The organism is Actinoplanes sp. NPDC051861, from assembly GCF_040681145.1.
Taxonomy (GTDB): domain Bacteria; phylum Actinomycetota; class Actinomycetes; order Mycobacteriales; family Micromonosporaceae; genus Actinoplanes.
Window position 1 is genome coordinate 276,158 of the sequence record NZ_JBFAYE010000001.1, and the last position, 21,643, is coordinate 297,800.

Below are 21,643 nucleotides of genomic sequence, written 5' to 3' on the forward strand. Positions count from 1 at the left end.
CAGGTCGTGAACGGCGTGTTCGGCGGCTTTCCTGGTCCTTCCCCGCTGGTCAGATCGGCCTCCCTCATCTCTCACAGGAGCGTGAGCTGCTGTGACTCCCGCTCTCGTCGCGGCTCGGTGCTCGTGACCCGCCGCGCTTCCGCCGCCTCCGGCCGGTGCAGGCCGTGCCGGCGGGCCGCCATGCGTACCCGAGCGCCGATCTCGTCCTGATACGCCCTCGGCATGTACGACCCGTTGCCGAACAACTCGCGATATCGCGGACGCAACTGCGGGTACTCCTTGCCGATCCACGCCGCGTACCACTCGCGGGCGCCGGGACGCAGGTGCAGGGCGAGCGGCGTGACGCTGGTGGCTCCGGCACTCGCGATGGCGGCGACCGTCTCGCCGATCGACTCGTCGGTGTCGGTGAGGCCGGGCAGGATCGGCGCCATCAGGACGCTGACCGGGAAGCCCGCGTCGGTCAGGCGGCGGATCATGTCCAGCCGGCGGCGCGGGCTCGGCGTGCCCGGCTCGGCCGCTCGCCACACGGTCTCGTCCACGAAGCCCACCGAGACGGCCAGTCCGACCGTGGTCACCTCGGCCGCCTGCTGGAGCAGCTCCAGATCGCGCAGGATCAGCGTGCCCTTGGTGAGGATCGAGAACGGGTTGGCGTGGTCGCGCAGCGCCGCCAGGATCTCCGGCATCAATCGGTAACGCCCCTCGGCCCGCTGATAGACGTCCACGTTGGTGCCCATCGCGATCGGCGCGCCGGACCAGCGCGGGTTGGCGAGCTCGCGGCGGATCAGCTCGCCGGCGTTCACCTTCACCACGATCCGGGTGTCGAAGTCGTTGCCGGCGTCGAAGTCCAGATAGGTGTGCGTGTTGCGGGCGAAGCAGTTGTGGCTGACCACCCCGTCGGCGATGAAGTCACCGGTGCCGGTGGAGATGTCGAACAGCGGCAGGGTGAGACCCAGGTCCTCGATGTCGGCCACGGCGAGCCGCCGGGCGGTCCGCACACCCACGCCGGAGGCGTCCAGCGGCAGCTGCGAGGCGCCGGTCATGTGCCGGAACCGCAGCGCGGCTTCCAGATGCCGCTCGGTCTCCACCCGGCCGACCGGCAACGAGGCCCGCGCGCCGGACGGAGAAGAGCCGGGCAGCGAAGATCTGGACAGGGAAGCGGCGCGCAACGAGGCCGGTGCCGGAGTCCGTGAGGCCATCCCGAGGTGCGCCAGCGCCTCGGTGATCCGCCGCAGATAGGCCTGGTCGACGGTCTCGAAGACCACGGCCAGCCGGTCCGTCCTGCCGACCGCCCCATACGCCCCGGCGAGAAATCCCCGATACCAATCCGGGGTCGGCATGTCCGGCCAGCGCAGCGCGTCGGCGAGCGAGACGTCGTCGAGGTAGCCGTCGGCGCGGATCCAGGCGTCGCCGTCGCGGGCCGCGCCGCTGCCCGCCGCGTCGCCGCGCAGCAGCCCGCAGAGGAACCCGGTCTGGTAGTCGGGGGACTCCTTGGGCGGCTCGGCGAAGTGGCCCACCCCGAACATCAGGTCACCGACGGCGAGGGCCGGCAGGTGCGGCTCGGTCGGGCTCACGTGCCGCCAGCCGCGGTCGGTGAGGAAGCGGTGGTCGCCGCTGGAGACGAGCCGGGTCCCGTCGGTCAGCGTGACCCGGAACGCGGGCTTGCTCGTGGCCCAGTGGTCGAGCACAGTGGTCGGCACGTAACGACGGTGTGCCCCGGCGCCCATGGTGCCCATCACCGAGTCGCCGGGGCGGATCTGCGCGAGCGGGCGGGTGGACCCGTCGGCGAGCAGGATCGGGGTGTCACCGGCAAGGCAATACGTGCACGCGTGCGAGCAACCGCGGTAGGGGTTGACGGTCCACTCGAACGGCACCCGGGACGCGGACGGGACCCGGTTGATCAGCGATTTGGCCCGCACCTCATAGAAGGTCATCCCGGCGAAGCCGGGGGTGTCGAAGGTGCGGACGGTCGCACCGGGCAGCGCCAGCGGCAGGGGTGAAGCCGCGGGCGCCGCCCTGTCCGGGAGCGAGCCGTCGTCGGTGTGTGCCGACAGGTTGGACCATCGCATGGCGAGTATTCGAACACATGTTCTAGACCGTGTCCATGGAACTCGCCGACGGAAAATCACGGAACCCGCCGACGAAAAAAGGGCCCGCGATCACGCGGGCCCTTCGTTCGGTCCTGAGGTCAGCTGCGGCCTGCGGCCGCGGGCTCCTGCTCGGCTTCCTTCGCCTCGACCGGCTCGTCCTCCGCGGCGGGCTCCTCGGCCTTGGCCTCGGTCTTCGTCGCGGTCTTGGCCTCGACCTTCGCCTCGGTCGGCTCGCTGTGCGCGGCCTTGCGGTGCGCGGCCATCTGCTCGCGGACCTCGTCCATGTCGAGCTGCTCGACCTTCTCGATCAGGCTCTCCAGCGCGGACTCGGGAAGCGCGCCGGGCTGGGCGAAGACGACGACGCCGTCGCGGACCGCCATGATCGTGGGGATGGAGCGGATGTCGAACTTCAGCGCCAGCTCCTGCTCGGCCTCGGTGTCGACCTTCCCGTACGTGATGTCCGGGTGCTTCTCCGAAGACCGCTCGTAGGTCGGCGCGAACCGTACGCAAGGCCCGCACCAGCTGGCCCAGAAGTCGACCAGGACGATGCCGTCCTTGCCGGTGACCTCGTCGAAGTTCGCTGTGGTCAGCGTAACCGTCGCCATGATGCCTCCGTCTGCGGGAATCGCTTTCGTCCGGTGAAACTGCTGGTACCCACTCACCATTCCCGTTCCGGGCGCCTCGACACGTGGCGTACGGCACCTTCGGGTCCGGCCCGGCATTTCGGCCGAGGGCAACTCATGGTAACTGAAGGTAGGCGGACGGTGTCTGATTGCTGACTCGTTACGTCAGAGGAATCCGTCACCATCGCCCGGTATGAGTGCTTTGTCCAGCGAACGTGAAGATCGTGGGAGCGCGACCATCGGACACTTTAAACAGTTAAGAAACCTAAATGTGACCTGTGTCACATCCGAAAGACCTTCACATGGATACGGACGGTAAGGCAGACTCATAACCCAACAGAGCGTGGGCGGCGGGTGCCGGGGAGGGCCCCGCCGCTCATTGCGTCTCCAGCCGGAAATCGGCAGTCCCGCAGCGGATGAGTAGCCTATCGCCTCATGACCGCGGGCGAGGATCAATCTTTTGAAGTGGGCGTCGGCCCGTGGCCCGGCGATTGGCCCGTCGGCGATCACTACGACCCTGAGCTGCTGGCGGAGGGCGATCGCCGCAACGTGGTGGACCGATACCGGTACTGGAGCCGGGAAGCGGTGATCGCCGATCTCGATTCGCGCCGGCACGATTTCCACGTCGCCATCGAGAATTGGCAGCACGATTTCAACATCGGCACGGTGGTTCGCAACGCGAACGCTTTCCTCGCCGCCGAGGTGCACATCGTCGGGCTGCGCCGCTGGAACCGCCGCGGGGCCATGGTCACGGATCGTTATCAACATGTGCGGCACCACCCCACGATCGAGGAGTTCGTCGCCTGGGCGGCCGCCGGCGACCTGCCGGTGATCGGCATCGACAACCTCCCGGGCTCCAGGCCGATGGAGACCGTCACCCTTCCGCGCCGGTGCGTGCTGCTCTTCGGCCAGGAGGGCCCCGGGCTCTCCGACGCGGCGCGGGCCGCGTGCACGGAGATGTTCTCCATCGCCCAGTACGGATCGACGCGCTCGATCAACGCCGGTGTCGCCAGCGGCATCGCGATGCACGCCTGGATCCGCGCCCACGCCGGTTCGCCGCCCGCCTGACCTGGATCGGCCCGTCTTCTGCCGATTCGCTTGACGGGGGCTCGCGCGACCCGCACGGTATGGAGTGTGGGTGTCACGGTGAGTTGCCCCAGATGTGCCGCTCAGGTCCGCAGGCCGGACCTGATGCACAGCAACTGGCGGTGCGACAACTGTGGCGACGTTCCGCCGTTCCACGTCGCCGAGCACATCAGTGCGGAGATCGTCGGAACGGTGCTGCGGGAGTCGGCGTCGAGCGCGGAGCGGATACCGCTCTGGTGCCCATGGCCGCTGCCCACCGGCTGGATGGTCACCGGTGTCGCCTGGTCGGGCGACGAACGGTTCGGCGTACGCGCGACGGCTCTCGCCTGCAGCGGACCCGAGCCGCTCGGCGGCGGGCCGGCCGACCTCGTCCTCATCGCCGAGCAACCCGGCGTCGGCCTCGGTACCCGGTTCGCCGGCATACCCGGCATCGACCCCGGCCACCTGCTCTCCGAGGCGCTCGCCGACCGGGGCTCGCACGCCGGTCCACACGCGAAGATCAAGGCCGCGGGGCATCCCACTCCACTGTGGTGTGTGAAGTCACCCGAAGATCGAAGCGCCTACGTGAGTGAGGCAAAAGGAATGTGGCTCTATGCGGTAGCGTGGCCCGCAAGCGCGGGCTATCTCCTCGCGGAGCATGTCGTCCTGCACGACCTCTCCGAGGGAGTGCCGCCCGAGCTCGTGTTCGGGGCGCCGTCGCCCTACCTGCACGGTCGTGCCTAACCCCATCGGGTGTGACCTGCGGTGATGGCAATCGGCTTTCCGGGCACTTTGTTCACACGAAGCGACGAAGCTGATACCGTCAGTACTGCCGCGGCGCTGAACGTAACCCGCACCGGAGGAGAAGGCCCGCCATGATCAAGAAGGTCCTCACCTGGCTTGGTATTGCATTCTTGATCTTCTTCATCGCCTTCAACCCGAGATCCGCCGCGGCGGTCTTCGAGTCGCTCGGAGGCACGATCGCCGACATCGCACGAGGCTTCGGCACGTTCTTCACCGACCTCGTCGCATAGCATTCACCACATGGATCCTGGTGAGCCGCGCGATCCGCGAGGTGAGGGTGCCCGACGCCCTCGGGATGACGACGACAGTTTCGGGTTCGACGACCCGGCGTTCGACGACCCTTACGGTCAGCGCCGCGACATGTATGACGAACCCGATCAGTACGAGCCGCCCAGCTTCACCGAGGAGGAGCTGGAAGGTCTCGACCGTGGCGGCGGCCCGCGCCGGTTCCTGCCCCTGGAGGACGAACCGACCACACTGGTCGCTCGCTACCTGTTCCCCACCGAGCGTTACCGCGGCGAGTGGAAGCGCCACTGGATCCATCTCTCCGGCCCGCTCGCGATCGGTGCCGGCGCCACGCTGGCGCTGGGATACCTGGCCGGCTTCCTGACCCGCCAGGACGTCGACGGGCTGGTGACCGTCGCGGTCCTCGTCTGGCTCGGCGTGATCAGCTGGGTGGCGTGGAAGGTCTTCGACTGGTACTTCGACCGGTTCATCCTCACCAACAAGCGGGTGATGGTCGTCAACGGCATCGTCACGCGCAAGGTGGCGATGATGCCGCTGCTGCGGGTCACCGACATGAAGTACGAGCAGTCCGCCCTCGGCCGCATGCTCAGCTACGGCACGTTCGTGCTGGAGTCGGCCGGTCAGGATCAGGCGCTGCGCGAGGTCAAGCACCTGCCCAACCCCAACGAGCTCTACCTGCGAGTGGTCGAGGAGATGTACGAACCGCAGGCAGTCGAGGCGCGGCTGGGCAAGGACGACGAGGGAGACGACGCCTGAGCTCCCGCGCGGCGGTAGCGTGGCAGCGGTGACCAGAATCGACCTGCACTGCCACTCGACGGCCAGCGACGGCACGCTCACCCCGGCCGAGCTGGTCCGGGCGGGCGTCGCTGCCGGGCTCGACGTCATGGCGATCACCGATCATGACACCACCGGTGGATGGGCCGAGGCCGAGGCGGCCCGGCCCGAGGGGTTGCGGCTGGTTCGCGGTGCTGAGCCGTCGTGCCGGTGGTTCGGCAGTCAGCCGGCCATCCCGTTGCACCTGTTGGCGTACCTTTTCGACCCGGCGGAACCGGTCCTCGCTGCCGAGCTGGCCCGGCTGCGCGAGGACCGGGAGCAACGCGCCGAGAAGATCGTCGAGAAGCTGCGGGCGGACGGCGTACCGATCACGTGGGGCGAGGTGCACGGGTATGCGGCGGGCGGGTCGGTCGGGCGGCCACACATCGCGCAGGCACTGATCAGGGCCGGACTCGTCCGGACGACCGATGAGGCGTTCGCTTCCTCGTGGCTGGGGTCGCGTTACTTCGTACCCAAGTCTGATCTTGATGTTTTTGCTGCTGTGCGTGCTGTGCGTGCGGCAGGCGGTGTGCCCGTGTTCGCACACCCCCGTGCGACCAAACGCGGTCGTGTGGTGCCGGACGCGCTCATCGCCGACCTCGCGGACGAGGGTCTTTTCGGCCTGGAGGCCGACCACGAGGATCACACGCCCGCTGAGCGGGCACAGATGCGGGCCTTGGCGGATCGGCTCGGCCTTGTCGTCACCGGATCATCCGATTTTCACGGTACGCACAAGACAGTCGAACTGGGAGCGTTCACCACCGCACCCGAGGCGTTCGAAAAGGTCGTCTCGGCCGCGACAGGCGTCCCGGTCCTGGGGTGACGCTCGCCTCGCAAGCCTGCGCGCGGGAGTGCCGAGCCCTACCTTGATCGGGTGAATGTCAAGCTGTTCGGCGAGGTCTTCGTGACCCTGCTGGTGATCGTCGACCCGCCCGGCATGGTCCCGGTGTTCCTCGCGCTCACCGGAACCCTGCCCGCCAAGGCCCGCCACCGGGCCGGCACCCAGGCCGTCCTGCTCGCGCTCGGGGTGATCGTCGGGTTCGCCGTGGCTGGGCAGACGCTCCTCGACTACCTCCACGTGCAGCTGCCCGCCCTACAGGCCGCCGGTGGCCTGCTGCTCGTCCTGGTCGCTCTGCAACTGCTCACCGGCAAGACCGACGCGCCCGAGGAACAGGCCGGCACCAGCAACGTCGCCCTCGTCCCGATCGGCACCCCGCTGCTGGCCGGACCCGGTGCGATCGTCGCCACCATGCTCTTCGTCCAGCGGGCCGAGAGCACCGACGAGTACCTGATCATCGCCGCCGCGATCCTGGCCGTGATGGCCACCGTCTGGGTCGTGCTGCGCTTCTCCGGAGTCATCGTCCGGCTGCTGCGCCCGGCCGGCATCGAGGTGCTCACCCGCATCGCGGGCCTGCTCCTCGCCGCGATCGCCGTCCAGCTCATCGCGGACGCCATCTTCGCCTTCATCGAGCTTTACGCGCCGCGCCTGTAGCGAATTCCTGTCGGGGGGTGCTGGCAGGATTGCCGTGTGCCCCCCACCAGAAACCGCGCCGCCGTCCCCGAGCAACTCGGCTTCGCAGGCATGCCCGAGCGGCTCTTCGTCTGCACACCCAGCAAGCTGGGGGCATACCTCGACTGCCCCCGTCGCTATCGATATTCCTACGTCGATCGCCCCAGCCCGCCGAAGGGTCCGCCCTGGGCGCACAACTCGCTGGGCGCGAGCGTGCACACCGCACTGAAGAACTGGTTCGCGCTGCCGGCTGAGCGACGCGCCGCCGGCTCCCTGCCAACCCTTCTCAAGGCAACTTGGGTACGGGAGGGCTACCGCGACGTCGACCAGGAGCGCGAGGTTTATCGGCGGGCGCTGGAGTGGCTGGAGTCCTACGTGCCGGCCCTCGACGACTCCGAGGAGCCGCTCGGCGTCGAGCGCGTCGTCGCCATCAAGACCTCGGTCCTCGCCCTCAACGGCCGCGCCGACCGCATCGACTCCCGCGTCGGCCCCGAGGGCCCGGAGGCCGTCATCGTCGACTACAAGACCGGCCGGTCCGGCTTGGACACCGACGACGCCCGAGGCTCCCAGGCCCTCGCGCTGTACGCGTTCGCCGCCCAGCGCGTCTTCCGCCGCCCCTGCCGCCGGGTCGAGTTGCATCACCTGCCGACCGGGACGGTGGCCGCGCACGAGCACACGGAGGAGTCGCTGGCCCGGCAGGTGCGGCGGGCGGAGGAGACGGCGCTGGACATCATGGCGGCGGAGAAGGCGGTCGCGGGTGGCGCTGATCCGGACGAGTCGTTCCCGGTGAATCCCGGGGCGCTGTGCGGGTGGTGCGATTTCCGGAAGGTGTGCCCGGCCGGGGCGGGGGTGCAGGCGAAGGAGCCGTGGACGGCGGTGGAGCACCTCGCGGGGTGAGGCGCGGTTTCTTGGGAAGGCGCTGCCTGGGCGGTCGCGCTGTCTCCTGCCGCGTGTGTTGGGTTTGGGCCGCGCGCCGCCCGCCGCCCGCCGCCCGCCGCCCGCCGCCCGCCGCTCTCCGCCCGCCGCTCTCCGCTCTCCGCTCTCCGCTCTCCGCTCTCCGCTCTCCGCTCTCCGCCCGCCGCTCTCCGCCCGTCGCTTTCCGCCCGTCGCTTTCCGCCCGTCGCTTTCCGCCCGTCGCTTTCCGCCCGTCGCTTTCCGCCCGTCGCTTTCCGCCCGTCGCTCTCCGTCTTTCCGGCGCGGTCGCGTTGCCTCCTGTCCGGTGCGTTCAGCGAGGGTCACCTTGTCTGGCGTGGCTTTTGCGCGGATTTGTCGGTGCGGCCGTGGGATCGGCTAGGCGAGGCCGGCTCGTTGCAGGGCGGCTCGGCGCAGTGGGGCTACGCGGTATTCCTTGGGGAGGGTCGTGAGGATTCCGGTCAGGAGGGCGCGGAGGCTGCGGACGGAGAGGCGGGCGGCGAGGTCGGTGGAGGGCCAGCCGGGGCCGCCGTACAGCTTGCGGGCCCACGGCGGCAGCAGGCCGATCGCGGTGCTCGCGACGCCGAGGTAGGCCCAGCGCGGCGGTCCCAGCGTGAGGCCGAGACGCAGAGCGCGGCTGCCCCACGTCTCCGGGACGGGCGGGACCGTGAGGAAGAGGGCGGCCTCGGCGCCGTCCTTGGTGAGGCCGAGCTCGGGGCGGATCGCCTCGAAGTACTCGGCGACCTCGGCGGCGGTCCCGGGCACAGTGGACGGGTCCAGTCCGACCAGTTCGGCGGCGCGCAGCTGCTCGGTGAAGTAGGCGTCGATCTCGTCGTCGGTGAGGCGTACGCCGGCGTGGACAGCGGTGCTCAGGAACGACTCGACCTCGGCGACGTGCACCCAGCGCAGCAGGTCGGGGTCGTCGATCCGGAACTCCTCACCGGTGCGCGGATCGGTCGCGGTCATCCGGGAGTGGAGACGGCGCAGACGGCTCGCGGCGGCGTGCACCTCGGCGGTGGTGCCGTAGACGACGGTCCCCACATAGTTCGACGTGCGGATCAGGCGGCCCCAGGGGTCGGCACGGTATCCGGAGTTCTGCGAAACCCCGGCGACCGCCCGAGGGTGCAGCGCCTGCAGATAGAGCGAACGCAACCCGCCCAGCAACAGGATCGGCTCACTGTGCAGCTTCCAGGTGACCGATCCCGGCCCGAAAAGCCCGACGTCTCCAGCCATGCCAACCAGCGTGCCACGATCTTCCACATCCCCGCCGCGCATGGCCCCCATCCCCAGACGCCGCCGACGCCCGGCCATGAGCTGGTGTGTGGAGTTGCGGTGCGCAGCGGGGCGCAAGTTCACACATGGATCGTTCAGGTGTTTGGGTGGTGTGGTGGTGTGTGGAGTTGGGGTGTGGAGCGGGGCGGAAGTTCACACGGGGTTGGGTTAGGCGACGGTGTCGGCGGTGCGGCGGGTTTGGCAGGAGGGGCAGAGGCCCCAGAAGGTGACTTCGGCCTCGTCGACGGAGAAGCCGTGTGTGGAACTGGGGGTCAGGCAGGGCGGCTCGCCGGTGGCGCAGTCGACGTCGGCCACCTCGCCGCAACCGCGGCAGACGATGTGGTGGTGGTTGTCGCCGGCCCGTGCCTCGAAGCGGGCGGGGCTGCCGGCCGGTTCGATCCGGCGCGCGAGGCCGGCCCGGGAGAGCGCGCCTAACACGTCGTAGACAGCCTGAGTGGAGACGGAGTCGAGCCTCGTCCGTACTCTCCGGGCGACCTCGTCGACCTCGAGATGCCCGCCCGCGTTGAGAACTTCGAGCACCGCGAGCCGCGGTCGAGTCACCCGCAAGCCGTGCGCACGCAGCAGTTCTTCACCGGTGGACATCGGTCCATGACAGCACGTGGGAACCGAATCACCAACCTGTGACGTCCCCAAGGCGCGACCATCGATCCAAAACCGATGCAGAGTTTTTGCCCTGACGGGATGTTTGCGCCGTCACACAACTCCTAAGCTTGCGCACACCCCGGATCGAGGAGGAATGGTGTTCGACCAGGTCAACGGCTTACCGGTACATGCACTGGTGCTACACGCCGCAGTAGTCTTCGTGCCCCTGCTGGCGCTGGGCGCGATCGTCTACGCGCTGGTGACACTCTGGCGCCCCAAGATCGGGTGGGCCCTCGGCCTGCTCGCCGTGATCGCTCCCATCTCCGCCCTCGTGGCCAAGCTCTCCGGCACCGAGCTCTACAACCGCCTGATCGACGAGGAGCGCGTCTCCCCGGCGGGCCGCGCGATCCTCGACCAGCACATGGACTACGGCTCCATGACCGCTTGGATCTCCATCGCCCTGGGCGTGGTCAGCCTCGTCCTCGTGGCCCTCACCTGGCGCAACCCGCGCGCCCTGCCCCGAGTGGCCGACCTGGCCTTCGCCGTCGTGATCGTGGTCCTGGCCGGCCTGAGCGCGTACTACGTCTTCAAGACCGGCGACTCCGGCGCAACCGCCGTCTGGGGCAGCTACTAGCGGTGCACCATCCGGGCGGGGGAGGTCAGGCACGCCTCCCCACCCGGCCCCACCACCCACAGCCCGTCAGAGGCCCACCGGCTCAAGCCCGCCAGAGGACGACGCGGGCGGCGAGGGCACGTCCCGCACCGTTCGTCAGAAACGACGCGGGCGCAGGGAGCGCTGTTGGTCAGAAGACGATGCGGGCACAGAGCAGGCACATGAGGACGAGGGCTACGGCTCCGGCCATCAGCCCGACTCCGTAGGTGACTGTTCGCGCGGAGCCCTCGGCCTCGTCGAGTGCGTCGATGTCCTGGGCGGGCATGCTTCGCGGGGGCGGGGGGTGGGCGATCGTCGGCGGGCGCCAGCCGGCGATCGGGGGTTCGGAATGAGGCGGTCCCGCGTAGCCGGGGGGCTCGGGCGCGGCGGGTTCGCCCCGGGGCGGCCGGCCGAGCGACTCGGCGGACGGGTCGGGCCGTTGCCAGAAGGCGTCGTCGTCCGGAGGGCTGGTGGGGGAGCTCACGTTCACCGACGGTACAGCTGGAGGGGGACGACGGCCGCGCCGCTGTCGGCTTACCCTCGTAGACGTGGACATCCTGGACGAGCCCGAGCGGGACCACGACGCCGAACGCGAAGTGGACTTCGAGTCGGAGGAGGCTCCGCTGCTGCCCGAGCAGACCCGTGACGACACCGAGCGGGGCTGGGGCGAACGCGGCCAGTCGAACGACGAGCGCCTCCTCGAAGACCGTCCCCCGCACTGGGACTGACCACTGAGTTGGACCCGCAGCGGCTACGAGAGGAACCCCGCGTAGCCGTCGGCAGGCGTGCCCGGTGTCAGCCCGGGCGGATCAGGACGGCGAAACCTCGGCCCGCGCCGGTCACGGCTCGTTCGGCCTGGGTGGGGGACAGGGCGAGCAAGAGGCCTCCGGTGAGCGGGTCGTCGGGGTTGGTCACGTCCAGGACAAGGACGTCGGTGGCTATCTGTGTGCCTTTCTGGTCGGCGTCCTCGTGCAGGCGGAGCAGGTCGACGCGATTGCCCGGGCGGACGATCGCGAGCGCTGTCGGGTCGGCGAGCCTGATGGGAAGACCGACGCTGCCCGGTGGGACCGCTGTGCCGGCCGGGGTGGGCGAGCGTGCGGAGCCTGGGCCCGGCGATCCGGAACCGCGTGCGAAGCCCGGATCATCCGGGAACCCGGGAAGACCGCCGGACCCGGGAAGGCCGCGGGAGCTGGGAAGGCCGCGGGAGCCGGGGAAGCCTGGGGGCCCGGGAGAGCCAGAAGCGCCCGGGGAGCCTGAATGGCCTGGGGATGGGGATCCGCCCGGGGGTGGGTTCACGGCGGGGAAGGTTGAGCAGGACTCGGTGGGGTGGATCCACAGGGTGGCGGCGGCTGTGATCAATAACACTGCGACCGTTGTCAGGCGGAGCAGAGAGCCGCGGGTGGGGCTGCGCCAGCGCACTGGGTCCAGGCGCTCGGCTGCCTTCTCGGTGGAACGGAACATCCGCGGCTCCTGACTCGCGCGCGTCGGTGGAAGAGGCCGACGCTAGGCGGTTGGAGGCGGCGGAGCCGGGGGCCCTGTGTACAGGGCGGGAATGTGGATTACCAGCCAGAACTCAGCAGATCTTGGTAACGACGACAAGCGCGCCGGGCCGTGGGGCCCGGCGCGCTTCGTGCGCTGAGAGGTCAGGACGCCGCTGCGGTGGCGGTCGACGAGCTCGACGGCGAGGACGAGGAGGTCGACGGCGAGGACGACGGGGTCGTCGTGGAACTGGTCGTGGAGGAGCTGGAGCCCGTCGAGTTCGACTCGGAGGTCGAGGTGGTGGAGCCGCTGCCCGACTTCTCGGCGCTCACGTTGCCGGAGCGGGAGTCGTTGCGGTAGAACCCGGAGCCCTTGAAGACGATGCCGACCGAGTTGAACACCTTGCGGAGCTTGCCCTGGCAGTTCGGGCACTCGGTCAGTGCGGGGTCGGAGAAGGACTGCACGGCTTCGAGCTGCTCACCACACTCGGTGCAGGCGTACTGGTAGGTAGGCACGGCCCCTCCGGATCGATCGGCTGCTGGCACTCGCCAACTCCGAGTGCCAATGTTGCGGCATCGGAGGTCAATTCGTCCACTCCGGGCCCGGCCTGAGGGAGAACCCGCGGGTGGGCGTGATCACAGCGTGGACCGGGCGGTCGTGGGGCTCGGCGGGTACCGAGTCGACATCCTCGCCGTCGTGGAGCAGAGCGACGACCAGCGGGCCCGGTTGCGGGAGGCGGGCGAGGACCCGGTCGTAGGAGCCTCCGCCCCGGCCCATCCGGATGCCGTCGCGGCCCACGGCGAGCGCGGGGACCAGCACGAGGTCGGCCTCGCGGATCGCGTCCACGCCCAGCCGCCGCCCGGTCGGCTCCAGCAGCCCCCGCGGCCCACCGGCAAGGCCGGAGGGCGGCGGCGCGGGAGAAGTGCCCGACAAGGAAGAAGAGGGAGATGGCGAGGAAGGGGCGGCGGCCGCGGGGGGAGGGGAGCCGAGGATGGGCGAAACGACCTCGGAAGAGGGAGAAGCGGCCCCGGAGAGCGGCGACCCGGTAGAGAGTGGAGTGAAGACCGCCCAGTCCAGGTCGCCGTCCGGAAGCAGAACCGGCAGCAGCAGCTGGCCCCCCGCGGGGAGGGCGGACGCCAGCAGCGCCGGCAGGTCGGGGCCGCCCGGTTCGGAGCCGATCGGGACGTAGGCGGCGATCGTGTGGGGGCGCGTGCGGCGTACCAGAGAAAGGGTTTGATCTTGAATGGCCGCGGCAGCGGCGGCGTGGGCAGCGAGAGCGAGTGATCGACGCGCCGTGAGCAGTCGTGCGCGCAGCGCGATCTTGGTTTGTGGTGATTTTTCGCCATCACCGGCTAAATCCGACATGCAACACCCCCTTTCGAAAAGCGGCAAACGGTGCACACTATGTCAGCATCGCTCCAAAGAGGGCCACTCCCGGGAGGATGTGTGACACTACGTGGCCGGCTCACCAGCGCGTTTCTGGTGGTCGTGCTCGGTCCGGTCCTGCTCGGGTCAATCTTCGTCGCGCTGACCGTCGGCGCCGTCAGCCGGGAGCGGACTGCCGAGCGCCTGGATCATGCCGCGACCACCGTGAGCGCGGCCGTCGGAGCGCTCTGCCGCCAGCTGCAGGCCGTCGCGGACGCCGTCGCGGTGGTGCCAGGTGAGAGTCGATCGCCGGTCGCCGACCAGCTGATCGCCCGCGGCCTCACCACGGACGTCCAGGTGAGCGAGGCGGTGCCGGCGGGGCGAAGCGGCGGTGACGCGTCAGGCCGGGAGGGCTGGGAGGACTGTGCGGCGCCTCGCGGGAACACCGAGGTGACGGCGCTGAGCGCGTCCGCGTACGCCTCAGAAGTGACCGTGATCGCCGCCCAGCGCATCGATCCCGCCCTGCTGGACCGGCTCGGTGAAGCCGGTGGGGTGACCGTCGCGCTCAGCCCGGCCACCCCCGGCCCGGACGGACCCGCGAGCGTGCACCTGGACGCCGGGCCCGGACGGCCCCTGCCGCTCACGCTGAGCGTGCCCGCCGCCGATCCCACCCTCTGGTACGCCATTCTGCTCCTGATAGTCCTTGCCACCGCGATTGCCGCCGTCCTGGCAGCCCGCTGGCTGGCCCGCTCCACCACGCGCCCGCTCGGTGATCTCGCGTGGGCCGCGGACCGGGTGGCCAACGGTGACCTGGACACCCGCGTGCCCATTCCGCGACCGGACGAGCTGGGCAGGCTGGCCGGAACGTTCAACCGGATGACCCGGGAGCTCCAGTCCTATGTGCAGGCGCTGACCGCCAGCCGCGATCAGCTCCGGCGGCACCTGGCGATCCTGGGCGACACCCTGTCGAGCACGCACGACCTGGACCGGATCCTGCCGGTGATCCTGCGTACCGCGATGACCGCGACCGGTGCCCGCGCCGGGCTGATCCTGCTGACCGACCCGTCCGACGGCCGGCTGGCCGCCCGTTGTGGCGCCGGGCTGACCGGTGACTGGGACCTCGCCGACGCCGATCTGACGAAACGCCGTCTGATGCCCGGCCGTGGCGTGCTGGGTACGGTCGCGTCGACCGGCTCACCTCTGCGGGGTACGAACAGCGCCGCCCTCGACGAACCCCGGTGTGAGTCGTATCTCGCCGTGCCCATCTGCGCCCCGCCCGACGACGCGGAGACCGACCCGGATCCCGGCGCGCTCGGTGTCCTGGCCCTCTACGACCGGCTCGGCGCGCAGGCCTTCGACGACGGCGATTTGCGAACAGTGCGCACTTTTGCCGGGCAGGCCGGTGTCGCCGTGCACAACGTCCGTGTTCACGAGGAGGCGCAGCGGCTGTCGCTGACCGATCCGCTCACCGGTTTGTGGAACTACCGTTACCTCCGCGAGGTGCTTCGCCGGGAGGTCGAGCGGGCCAGCCGGTTCGGCCGGATGCTCACCGTTCTCGTCCTGGATCTGGATCACTTCAAGGAAGTGAACGACACTTACGGGCACACGGCCGGCGATCAGGTGCTGAGCGAGTTCGCGAGGCGGATCCGGATCGGGTTGCGCGAGGTCGACGTGGCGTTCCGTCAGGGTGGGGAGGAGTTCGTGGTGCTGCTTCCGGAGACCGACGCGTACGGCGGGGCGATCGTGGCCGAGCGGCTCGGCTCCGCGGTGCGGGAGTGGCCGGTGCCGGTCGACCCGCGGCGGCCCGGCCTCGATGACCGGATCCCGATCAGCGTCTCCATCGGCATCGCTGTCTTCCCGGAGCACGGCAGCACCGCCCAGGAGGTGCTCGACGCCGCCGACGAGGCGCTGTACGCGGCGAAGAACGCCGGACGTGACACCTATCGCCTCGCCGAGGGGGTTTCCCGGGGCGTACCCGAGGGGCATTTCGATTCCACGGCGGCGGTCACCGGTGGGCCGCAGCCGCCCCGGCATGGTCGTGGCCGATAGTCTCGCGGCATGTCCGGGAGGAACCAGCGAAGGTGCGGTGACTGAATGACGACGAACTCGCAGGGCACGAGCAAGCGCGCGGTGAAGGCGGTGATCCCGGCGGCCGGGCTCGCCACGCGCTTCCTGCCGGCGACCAAGGCGGTTCCCAAGGAACTGCTGCCGGTCGTGGACCGCCCGGTGCTGCAGTACATCGTCGAGGAGGCCGCCGCGGCCGGGATCACCGACGTCCTTCTGGTCACCGGACGGGGCAAGACCTCGATGGTGGACCACTTCGACCGTCGCCCCGATGTGGAGCAGCGGTTGGAGGACAAAGGGGACCGGCGGCGTCTCGAGGCGGTCAGGCGAACCAGCGAGTTGGCGGACATCTACACAGTTCGTCAGGGCGAGCCGTTGGGTCTCGGCCATGCTGTCGGGACGGCCGCCTCACATGTCGGGCAGGAGGCTTTTGCGGTCCTCCTCGGCGATGAGTTCGTGGATGAGGAAGAGCCGCTGCTCCCGGCCATGCTCGACCTTCAGCAGGAGACGGGCGGGATCGTGCTCGCACTCCTCGAAGTGAAGCCTGAGGAAACTTCCCGATATGGCATCGCTTCAGTAGAAGCGACCGACAAATCGGATATTGTGCGAATTACCGGACTTGTCGAGAAGCCCTCTCCGGAAGAAGCCCCCAGCAACCTGGCGCTCATCGGCCGCTACGTGCTGCCGGGGAAGATCTTCGAGGCGATCGCGGACACCAAGCCGGGAAGCGGTGGCGAGATCCAGCTGACCGACGCCATGGCCACGCTGCTCGCCGACGGCACCCCGGTGCACGGCATCGTCTACCGCGGACACCGCTACGACACCGGCATGCCGCTCGGCTACCTCCAGACCGTTGTCGAACTCGCCGTCAAGCGCGACGACCTGGGCGACGAGTTCCTCGCCTGGCTGACCGAATTCGTCGGCGGTCGGAAGGGATGACCGCTACGGCCGATGCCGAGGCGGCCGCCAACGAGCTGATGCCTCTCGCCGAGTACCTGGGCAGCGTGCTGCGCAGGTTGCGGGCGCTGCCTCCGCTCGACCTCGACCTCACTCAGGCGCACGGGAACACGCTCGCGGCCGACGTGGTCGCACCGCACCAGTTCCCGGCGTTCGACCAGGCGGCGATCGACGGGTACGCGGCCCGATGGGAAGACCTGGCCGGCGCCGGGCGCATCGGATCGCACCCGTCGTTCGGCGGCGTCGACACCCGCTCGGTGCGGCTGAACGTCGTCGGTGACCTCGGCGCGGCCAGCTGGCGGCCGGTCCGGCTGACACCCGGCACCTGCTTCTCGGTGGCGGCCGGCGCGCCGCTGCCGATCGGGGCGGATGTGGTCGTCCCGGTGCACTGGACCGATCAGGGCATGGCGGCCGTGGAGATCATGCACGCGCCGAAGCGGGGATCCGGCGTACGGCGTGCGGGCGAGGAGCTCGCGGTCGGCCAGTTGCTCGCGTCCGCTGGCTCGTACGTCACCCCGCCCATGGTGGCCGTCTTCGCCGCCGCCGGGATCGGGCACGTGCTGGTCCGGCCCAGCCCCCGCGTGGTCGTGGTGGCCACCGGCGACGAACTCGTCGACGTCGGCCGGCCCAGCCAGCCCGGCCAGGTCGTCGACGCCAACTCGCACGCGCTGACCGCCGCGGCCGTGGAGGCCGGCGCTCTGGCGTACCGGATCGGCATCTGCGACGACGACCCCGAGGGGCTGCGCGGGCTGCTCGAGGACCAGACCCTGCGCGCGGACCTGATCATCACGACCGGCGGCACCGGCACCGGGCCCGGCGACATGCTGCGCCGGGTGCTTTCGCGTCCCGGCACCGGCCGTGGCTCGGTGGAGTTCACCAACGTCGCGCTCTGCCCCGGCACCTCGCTCGGTTTCGGCACGGTCGGCGGCGAGGAGGTCCCGGTGGTCTGCCTGCCCGGCGAACCCGGCGCCGCCCTGATCGGCTTCGAGGTGCTGGCCCGTCCGGTGATCCAGCTGCTCGCCGGTGCCGAGCCGGTCTTCCGGCCCAGCGTCAAGGCGCATCTGCTGGAAACCGTCTCCTCCCCCGGTGGCCTGCGCGAATTCCGGCCGGCGCACGTCGCGGAACGCCGTGGTGGCGGCTACACCGTGCAGCCGCTCGCCGGTGGGCCTTACACTCTGTCCGGTTTGGCCGAGGCCAACGGTCTGCTGGTGCTCGGTGAACGGGTCACCACCGCGGCCGCCGGCTCGACCGTGGACGTGTTGCTGCTCGACCGGAGGCGATGAATGCTCGGGGCCACGCCCGGATGGCCCGCCGTCCTGGCGGATGGTCCGGTGCTGCTGCGCCCGTACAAGCGGGGTGACGCCCGGGCCTGGTCCGAGGTGCGTGTCGCGAACCAGGCGTGGCTCGCGCCGTGGGAGTCGGCGCCACCGGGGCCGTGGGCGGAGATGAACTCGCCCCGCGCGTACGGCTACGTCTACCGCGACATGAAGCGCGCGGCCCGGCGAGGCGAGAGCATGCCGTTCGCCGTCTGCCTCGTCGAGCACGGCCGGGAGCGACTGGTCGGGCACGTCAACCTGGGGAACATCGTGCGGCGGGCGTTCGCTTCGGCGTACGCGGGCTACTGGGTCGACTATCGGGTGGCCGGGCGGGGTGTCATACCGACCGCGCTGGCGCTGGCAGTGGACCACGCGTTCGGTCCCGGCGGGCTGCACCGCATCGAGGTCAACATCCGGCCGGAGAACGGCCCGAGCCGTCGCGTCGTCGAGAAACTCGGTTTCCGCGAAGAGGCGTACCACCAGCGCTACATGCACATCGACGGCGGTTGGCGCGATCACCTCGGATACGCCATGACCAGCGAAGAGATCGTCGCCGAGGGCGGGCTGCTGTCGCGCTGGAAACGCGTACGCGCCAGCCAGTGATCTTGAACGTCGCGACGCTACCGGCGCGGCGCGCGAATTTCTCCGGCTACCGCCCGTAACCTCGCATTCGTCGTTTCATTTTCTGTCGTGGCGGATCGAAGGAGTGAGGGTGCCGACGTCGGTGCTCCTCGCCGTCCTCGCCGCGGCCGGGTTGCTCGCCCTCGCCCCGGCGCTGGTGCGCCGGTACGACGCCACCGAGCGCCTTGCCGCGGAGCGGGCGTCGTCGACGGCGCGCGTGCTGCAACGCCGGCGCCGTCAGCGCACCGTGCCCGGACAACGACCGATCAACCCCGCCCGCCAGGTGACGGTTACGCTGCCCGCCCCATCGGGTGATCCCTCCGCCAAGCCGGAGCGCCGTCTCCGCCTGGTCACCGGCAGGCGCGCGCCTCGCGTACCCCGCCGCCGCGGCACCCCCGCGGTGGTCCGCCGCCGCCGTGTCTTCGCCGCCCTGGTCCTGCTCAACGCCATCGAACTGGTCGGCGTGCTGGCCGTCGGCCCCGGCTTCTGGATCAGCTTCGCGGTAACCGGCACCCTCCTCGGCGCCTACCTCATCCACCTGCGCAACCGCGCCATAGCCGACCGCCGCCGCCGTCGCATCCAGGCCCGCGAGGCAGCCTGGCTCGCCGCCCGCCAGGCCGAGGTCCGCCGCGAACAGGCCCGCCGAGCCGCCGCCCGCCGCGAAGCACAACGCCGACTCGCCGCCCAGAAGGAATCGGTCCGACGAGCGGCGATGGGCCTGGACCGGGAACCCTCGGACCTCCCCCTGGCGGCCAACGGGGGCTCAGTCTCCTACCGCCGCCGCGGCGGGCTGCGTGGTCGCCCTTACGAAGCGGGCGGACGCCATCACACAGCCTGACCCCTTTTCGGTACGTGTAACCGACAGGTCCCGCAGACTCCAGGCGACCACCTGCCACGTGCGGCCATAGCGCCCCTCTCGCGCCACGTCCCCCAAGATCTCGGGCGTCCGAGCCGCTCAGGACCGGTCACGACGCCCAAGGTCGCGACGCCTCCCGACATCGTGGGCGCCTGAGCCGCGGGCAGCCGGCCGGCGCGCCCAAGATCTGTGGCAGAGGGAGGGGCGGTTCGCGGGGTTCCCGGGCGACCTGTTAGCCTTGCTGCGGTTCCACGGTGAGGAAATCACCGGGGGATGTAAGGGGCTGTGGCGCAGACTGGTAGCGCACCTCGTTCGCATCGAGGGGGTCAGGGGTTCAAATCCCCTCAGCTCCACCCACAAATACGACGGCCGGCCGAAACGCTGGCCGTTGATCTTTTGGGGCCAAATCCGGCACAGATCAGGACTGGATCAGCTTCGCAATCGCCGTGCCACCCCTGTCAGCCACGTGCCTGGGTGCCCTCTGTTCACGGCGTGATGGGCACCTCACCGAACTGTCCAGGTCACCTGGACGGTCCAGGTGACCTGACCGTGCTTGGTTCGGCGCTGCTCAGTTTCTGACCTCGTTCTCTTGCCTTGCTTTTGCGCGCGGCGCGCAAAGTTATGCGAACATCAAGCGCTAGGTTGATGGTGCGCATAACTGCGCATAATCTTGGTCAGGGAGGCCGGTTGTGACGGCATCGGGCGGCGAGTGGGGTGATCTTGCCGCTCAGGTCGTGCGCTGGGCGGCGGCGGGCGAGCAATACGACGTCGAGTTCAAGGGCGAGCAACGAGAGCGACTCAACGACCGTGATCTGCTCGAGTCGGTCGTCTGCCTGACGAACGGCCGAGGAGGAGTGCTTCTGGTCGGCGTGGAGGACGACGGCACGGTTACGGGCGCCCGGCCCCGTCACGAGGCGGACAGGACGGATCCTCTTCGCCTGCAGGCTTTCATCGCGAACTCCACCCAGCCCCCGCTCTCGGTGAAGGCGGACGTCGTCGAGGTCGACCGGAAAGAAGTCCTCGTCGTCCAGGTCCCGGACAGCACCCGGGTTGTCGGCACGGCCAAGGGCACCTACGTGCGCCGCGCCATCGGCGGTGATGGCCGACCCACCTGTCTGCCCTACCACGCGCACGAGATGTTGGCCCACGAGGTTGATCGCGGGGCGGTCGACTGGGCGACACTCGGGGTCGGCGGCGCCACGTGGGAGGACCTCGACCCCCTTGAGTTCGAGCGTGTTCGGCGCCTGACGGCTGCGTCGGGTGCTGCCGCGGACCGGGTGCTCGCGACACTGTCCGATCGAGAGATTGCCAGCGCTCTAGGCGTCACGAGGGCCGATTCCACCGTGACCACGGGTGCGCTTCTCCTTTTCGGCAGGGTCGAGGCCATCCGCGACCACCTACCAACGCATGATGCGGCCTTCCAGGTTCTGCGAGGGCTCGACATCCAGGTGAACGACTTCCTGCCGTTGCCGCTGATCCGGCTGGCCGAGGAGCTTTTCGCCCGCTTCAGGGCCCGCAATCAGGACGAGGAGCTGCAATTCGGCCTCCTCCGAGTCTCCGTCTCGACCTACTCGGAGGCGGCGTTCCGCGAAGCGCTGGCGAACGCGCTGATCCATCGGGACTACACCCGGCGCGGTGCCGTCCACGTGCAGTGGACCGAGGATCAGTTGGAGATCTCCAGCCCGGGGGGCTTTCCGTCCGGCGTACGGCTGGACAACCTTCTGGTGGCGCCGCCGCACCCTCGTAGCCCGCTGCTCGCCGACGCCTTCAAGCGAATCGGTCTGGTCGAGCGGACCGGGCGCGGTATCAACCGCATGTTCGCCGAGCAGCTGAGACTCGGCCGGCCCGCACCCGACTATGGCCGAAGCTCGGACGATCATGTAGTCGCCGTTCTTCCCGGCGGCCCCGCGAATCTCTCGATGACGCGATGGGTGCTGGAACAGGAGAACCAGGGAGCGCCTCTCAGCCTCTCCGAGCTTCAGGTTCTGTCGGAACTGGAGCAGGAAAGGCGGGCAAGCACGGGAGCGCTCGCGCGGGTGCTGCAGCGGACCGACGCGGAGACGCGAATTCTTCTGACGCGCATGGTGGAGCGGGGGTGGGTGGAGGCCCGCGGTGAAGGCAAGGGGTGTAGCTGGCACCTGTCGGCCGCAATGTATCGCGCTCTGCAAGCTCCGGCCGGCTACGTACGGATCCGCGGGTTCGAGCCGATGCAACAGGAACAGATGGTGCTGCGGTACGTGGATGCGCATGGCCAGATCAACCGCTCTCAGGCTGCTGATCTCTGCTCGCTCAGTTCGGACCAGGCGAGCCGGTTGTTGAGGCGCCTGGCGCGGGAAGGAAAGCTCGAGGCGCGAGGGGAACGGCGAGGGGCGATCTATCTCAAGCCCTCGGAGTGACC

The 21,643-nt window shown here is 69.8% G+C and carries 21 protein-coding genes, 1 tRNA gene and 2 pseudogenes; 17 read left to right on the plus strand and 7 right to left on the minus strand.

From position 1 onward, the window contains the following. Window positions 1–71: 71 nt before the first annotated feature. Both AB0M02_RS01505 and trxA read right to left on the minus strand, forming a co-directional pair. Window positions 72–2,066: an intein-containing Rv2578c family radical SAM protein gene (locus AB0M02_RS01505; RefSeq protein WP_364219709.1), complete on the minus strand. Its 1,995-nt coding sequence runs from the start codon at window positions 2,064–2,066 to the stop codon at window positions 72–74. 278 nt (window positions 2,067–2,344) lie between these two features. Next, a pseudogene (trxA, locus tag AB0M02_RS01510) lies at window positions 2,345–2,692 on the minus strand (thioredoxin); the annotation flags it as partial. Window positions 2,693–3,145: 453 nt separating this feature from the next. Here trxA and AB0M02_RS01515 point away from each other — a divergent pair. The 7 genes from AB0M02_RS01515 (at window position 3,146) to AB0M02_RS01545 (ending at window position 8,045) form a co-directional block, all read left to right on the plus strand. Continuing rightward, window positions 3,146–3,778 carry an RNA methyltransferase gene (locus AB0M02_RS01515; protein ID WP_364219712.1) on the plus strand — a complete coding sequence of 211 codons (633 nt, stop codon included), beginning with the start codon at window positions 3,146–3,148 and terminating at the stop codon, window positions 3,776–3,778. A 78-nt stretch (window positions 3,779–3,856) separates the two neighbouring features. Continuing rightward, complete coding sequence (locus tag AB0M02_RS01520) at window positions 3,857–4,519, plus strand: DUF6758 family protein (RefSeq protein ID WP_364219715.1); 663 nt, start codon at window positions 3,857–3,859, stop codon at window positions 4,517–4,519. Window positions 4,520–4,650: 131 nt separating this feature from the next. Then, the gene (locus AB0M02_RS01525) at window positions 4,651–4,809 is read left to right on the plus strand and encodes a hypothetical protein (RefSeq protein WP_014447648.1); all 159 of its coding nucleotides are present in this window, start codon (window positions 4,651–4,653) and stop codon (window positions 4,807–4,809) included. Between the two features lie 10 nt (window positions 4,810–4,819). Next, a complete protein-coding gene (locus AB0M02_RS01530) occupies window positions 4,820–5,581 on the plus strand; it encodes a PH domain-containing protein (protein ID WP_364219718.1) in 762 nt (253 codons plus the stop codon). A 19-nt stretch (window positions 5,582–5,600) separates the two neighbouring features. Next, on the plus strand, window positions 5,601–6,461 hold the full coding sequence (locus tag AB0M02_RS01535) for a PHP domain-containing protein (protein WP_364219721.1): 861 nt from the start codon (window positions 5,601–5,603) through the stop codon (window positions 6,459–6,461). Window positions 6,462–6,512: 51 nt separating this feature from the next. Then, complete coding sequence (locus tag AB0M02_RS01540) at window positions 6,513–7,130, plus strand: MarC family protein (protein ID WP_364219724.1); 618 nt, start codon at window positions 6,513–6,515, stop codon at window positions 7,128–7,130. A gap of 90 nt (window positions 7,131–7,220) precedes the next feature. After that, window positions 7,221–8,045, plus strand: coding sequence for a PD-(D/E)XK nuclease family protein (locus tag AB0M02_RS01545; RefSeq protein ID WP_364222461.1), 825 nt, complete (start codon window positions 7,221–7,223; stop codon window positions 8,043–8,045). Between the two features lie 393 nt (window positions 8,046–8,438). On the opposite strand, the gene AB0M02_RS01550 is transcribed toward AB0M02_RS01545, so the two are convergent. After that, entirely contained in the window at window positions 8,439–9,293 is an 855-nt protein-coding gene (locus tag AB0M02_RS01550; protein ID WP_364219727.1) for an oxygenase MpaB family protein, read from the minus strand. A 207-nt stretch (window positions 9,294–9,500) separates the two neighbouring features. Continuing rightward, a complete protein-coding gene (locus AB0M02_RS01555) occupies window positions 9,501–9,935 on the minus strand; it encodes a Fur family transcriptional regulator (protein WP_364219730.1) in 435 nt (144 codons plus the stop codon). Window positions 9,936–10,089: 154 nt separating this feature from the next. Here AB0M02_RS01555 and AB0M02_RS01560 point away from each other — a divergent pair, with 154 nt between their 5' ends. Beyond that, on the plus strand, window positions 10,090–10,569 hold the full coding sequence (locus tag AB0M02_RS01560; protein WP_364219733.1) for a DUF2231 domain-containing protein: 480 nt from the start codon (window positions 10,090–10,092) through the stop codon (window positions 10,567–10,569). Window positions 10,570–10,738: 169 nt separating this feature from the next. Here AB0M02_RS01560 and AB0M02_RS01565 read toward each other — a convergent pair whose 3' ends face one another. After that, a complete protein-coding gene (locus AB0M02_RS01565; RefSeq protein WP_364219736.1) occupies window positions 10,739–11,071 on the minus strand; it encodes a translation initiation factor 2 in 333 nt (110 codons plus the stop codon). Window positions 11,072–11,135: 64 nt separating this feature from the next. On the opposite strand from AB0M02_RS01565, the gene AB0M02_RS01570 reads away from it, so the two are divergent. Both AB0M02_RS01570 and AB0M02_RS01575 read left to right on the plus strand, forming a co-directional pair. Continuing rightward, window positions 11,136–11,315: a hypothetical protein gene (locus AB0M02_RS01570; protein WP_364219739.1), complete on the plus strand. Its 180-nt coding sequence runs from the start codon at window positions 11,136–11,138 to the stop codon at window positions 11,313–11,315. A gap of 931 nt (window positions 11,316–12,246) precedes the next feature. Beyond that, window positions 12,247–12,426 carry a hypothetical protein gene (locus AB0M02_RS01575; RefSeq protein ID WP_364222627.1) on the plus strand — a complete coding sequence of 60 codons (180 nt, stop codon included), beginning with the start codon at window positions 12,247–12,249 and terminating at the stop codon, window positions 12,424–12,426. A 14-nt stretch (window positions 12,427–12,440) separates the two neighbouring features. On the opposite strand, the pseudogene AB0M02_RS01580 reads toward AB0M02_RS01575, so the two are convergent. Together AB0M02_RS01580 and AB0M02_RS01585 are read right to left on the minus strand one after the other, a co-directional pair. Further along, a pseudogene (locus AB0M02_RS01580) lies at window positions 12,441–12,611 on the minus strand (FmdB family zinc ribbon protein); the annotation flags it as partial. 37 nt (window positions 12,612–12,648) lie between these two features. Next, window positions 12,649–13,431 carry a 5-formyltetrahydrofolate cyclo-ligase gene (locus AB0M02_RS01585; protein ID WP_364219742.1) on the minus strand — a complete coding sequence of 261 codons (783 nt, stop codon included), beginning with the start codon at window positions 13,429–13,431 and terminating at the stop codon, window positions 12,649–12,651. Between the two features lie 81 nt (window positions 13,432–13,512). On the opposite strand from AB0M02_RS01585, the gene AB0M02_RS01590 reads away from it, so the two are divergent. The 7 genes from AB0M02_RS01590 (at window position 13,513) to AB0M02_RS01620 (ending at window position 21,641) form a co-directional block, all read left to right on the plus strand. Beyond that, entirely contained in the window at window positions 13,513–15,480 is a 1,968-nt protein-coding gene (locus AB0M02_RS01590; RefSeq protein WP_364219745.1) for a diguanylate cyclase, read from the plus strand. A gap of 45 nt (window positions 15,481–15,525) precedes the next feature. After that, window positions 15,526–16,434 carry a UTP--glucose-1-phosphate uridylyltransferase gene (locus AB0M02_RS01595; protein WP_364219748.1) on the plus strand — a complete coding sequence of 303 codons (909 nt, stop codon included), beginning with the start codon at window positions 15,526–15,528 and terminating at the stop codon, window positions 16,432–16,434. Further along, window positions 16,431–17,735, plus strand: a complete 1,305-nt coding sequence (gene glp / locus AB0M02_RS01600) for a gephyrin-like molybdotransferase Glp (protein ID WP_364219751.1) — start codon at window positions 16,431–16,433, stop codon at window positions 17,733–17,735. Before AB0M02_RS01595 ends, glp begins: the two co-directional genes overlap by 4 nt. After that, a complete protein-coding gene (locus AB0M02_RS01605) occupies window positions 17,736–18,371 on the plus strand; it encodes a GNAT family protein (protein ID WP_364219754.1) in 636 nt (211 codons plus the stop codon). A gap of 103 nt (window positions 18,372–18,474) precedes the next feature. Next, entirely contained in the window at window positions 18,475–19,227 is a 753-nt protein-coding gene (locus AB0M02_RS01610) for a hypothetical protein (protein ID WP_364219757.1), read from the plus strand. A 297-nt stretch (window positions 19,228–19,524) separates the two neighbouring features. After that, window positions 19,525–19,598 (plus strand) — tRNA-Ala (locus tag AB0M02_RS01615). A 336-nt stretch (window positions 19,599–19,934) separates the two neighbouring features. Beyond that, window positions 19,935–21,641, plus strand: coding sequence for an RNA-binding domain-containing protein (locus AB0M02_RS01620; RefSeq protein WP_364219760.1), 1,707 nt, complete (start codon window positions 19,935–19,937; stop codon window positions 21,639–21,641). Window positions 21,642–21,643: the final 2 nt, after the last annotated feature.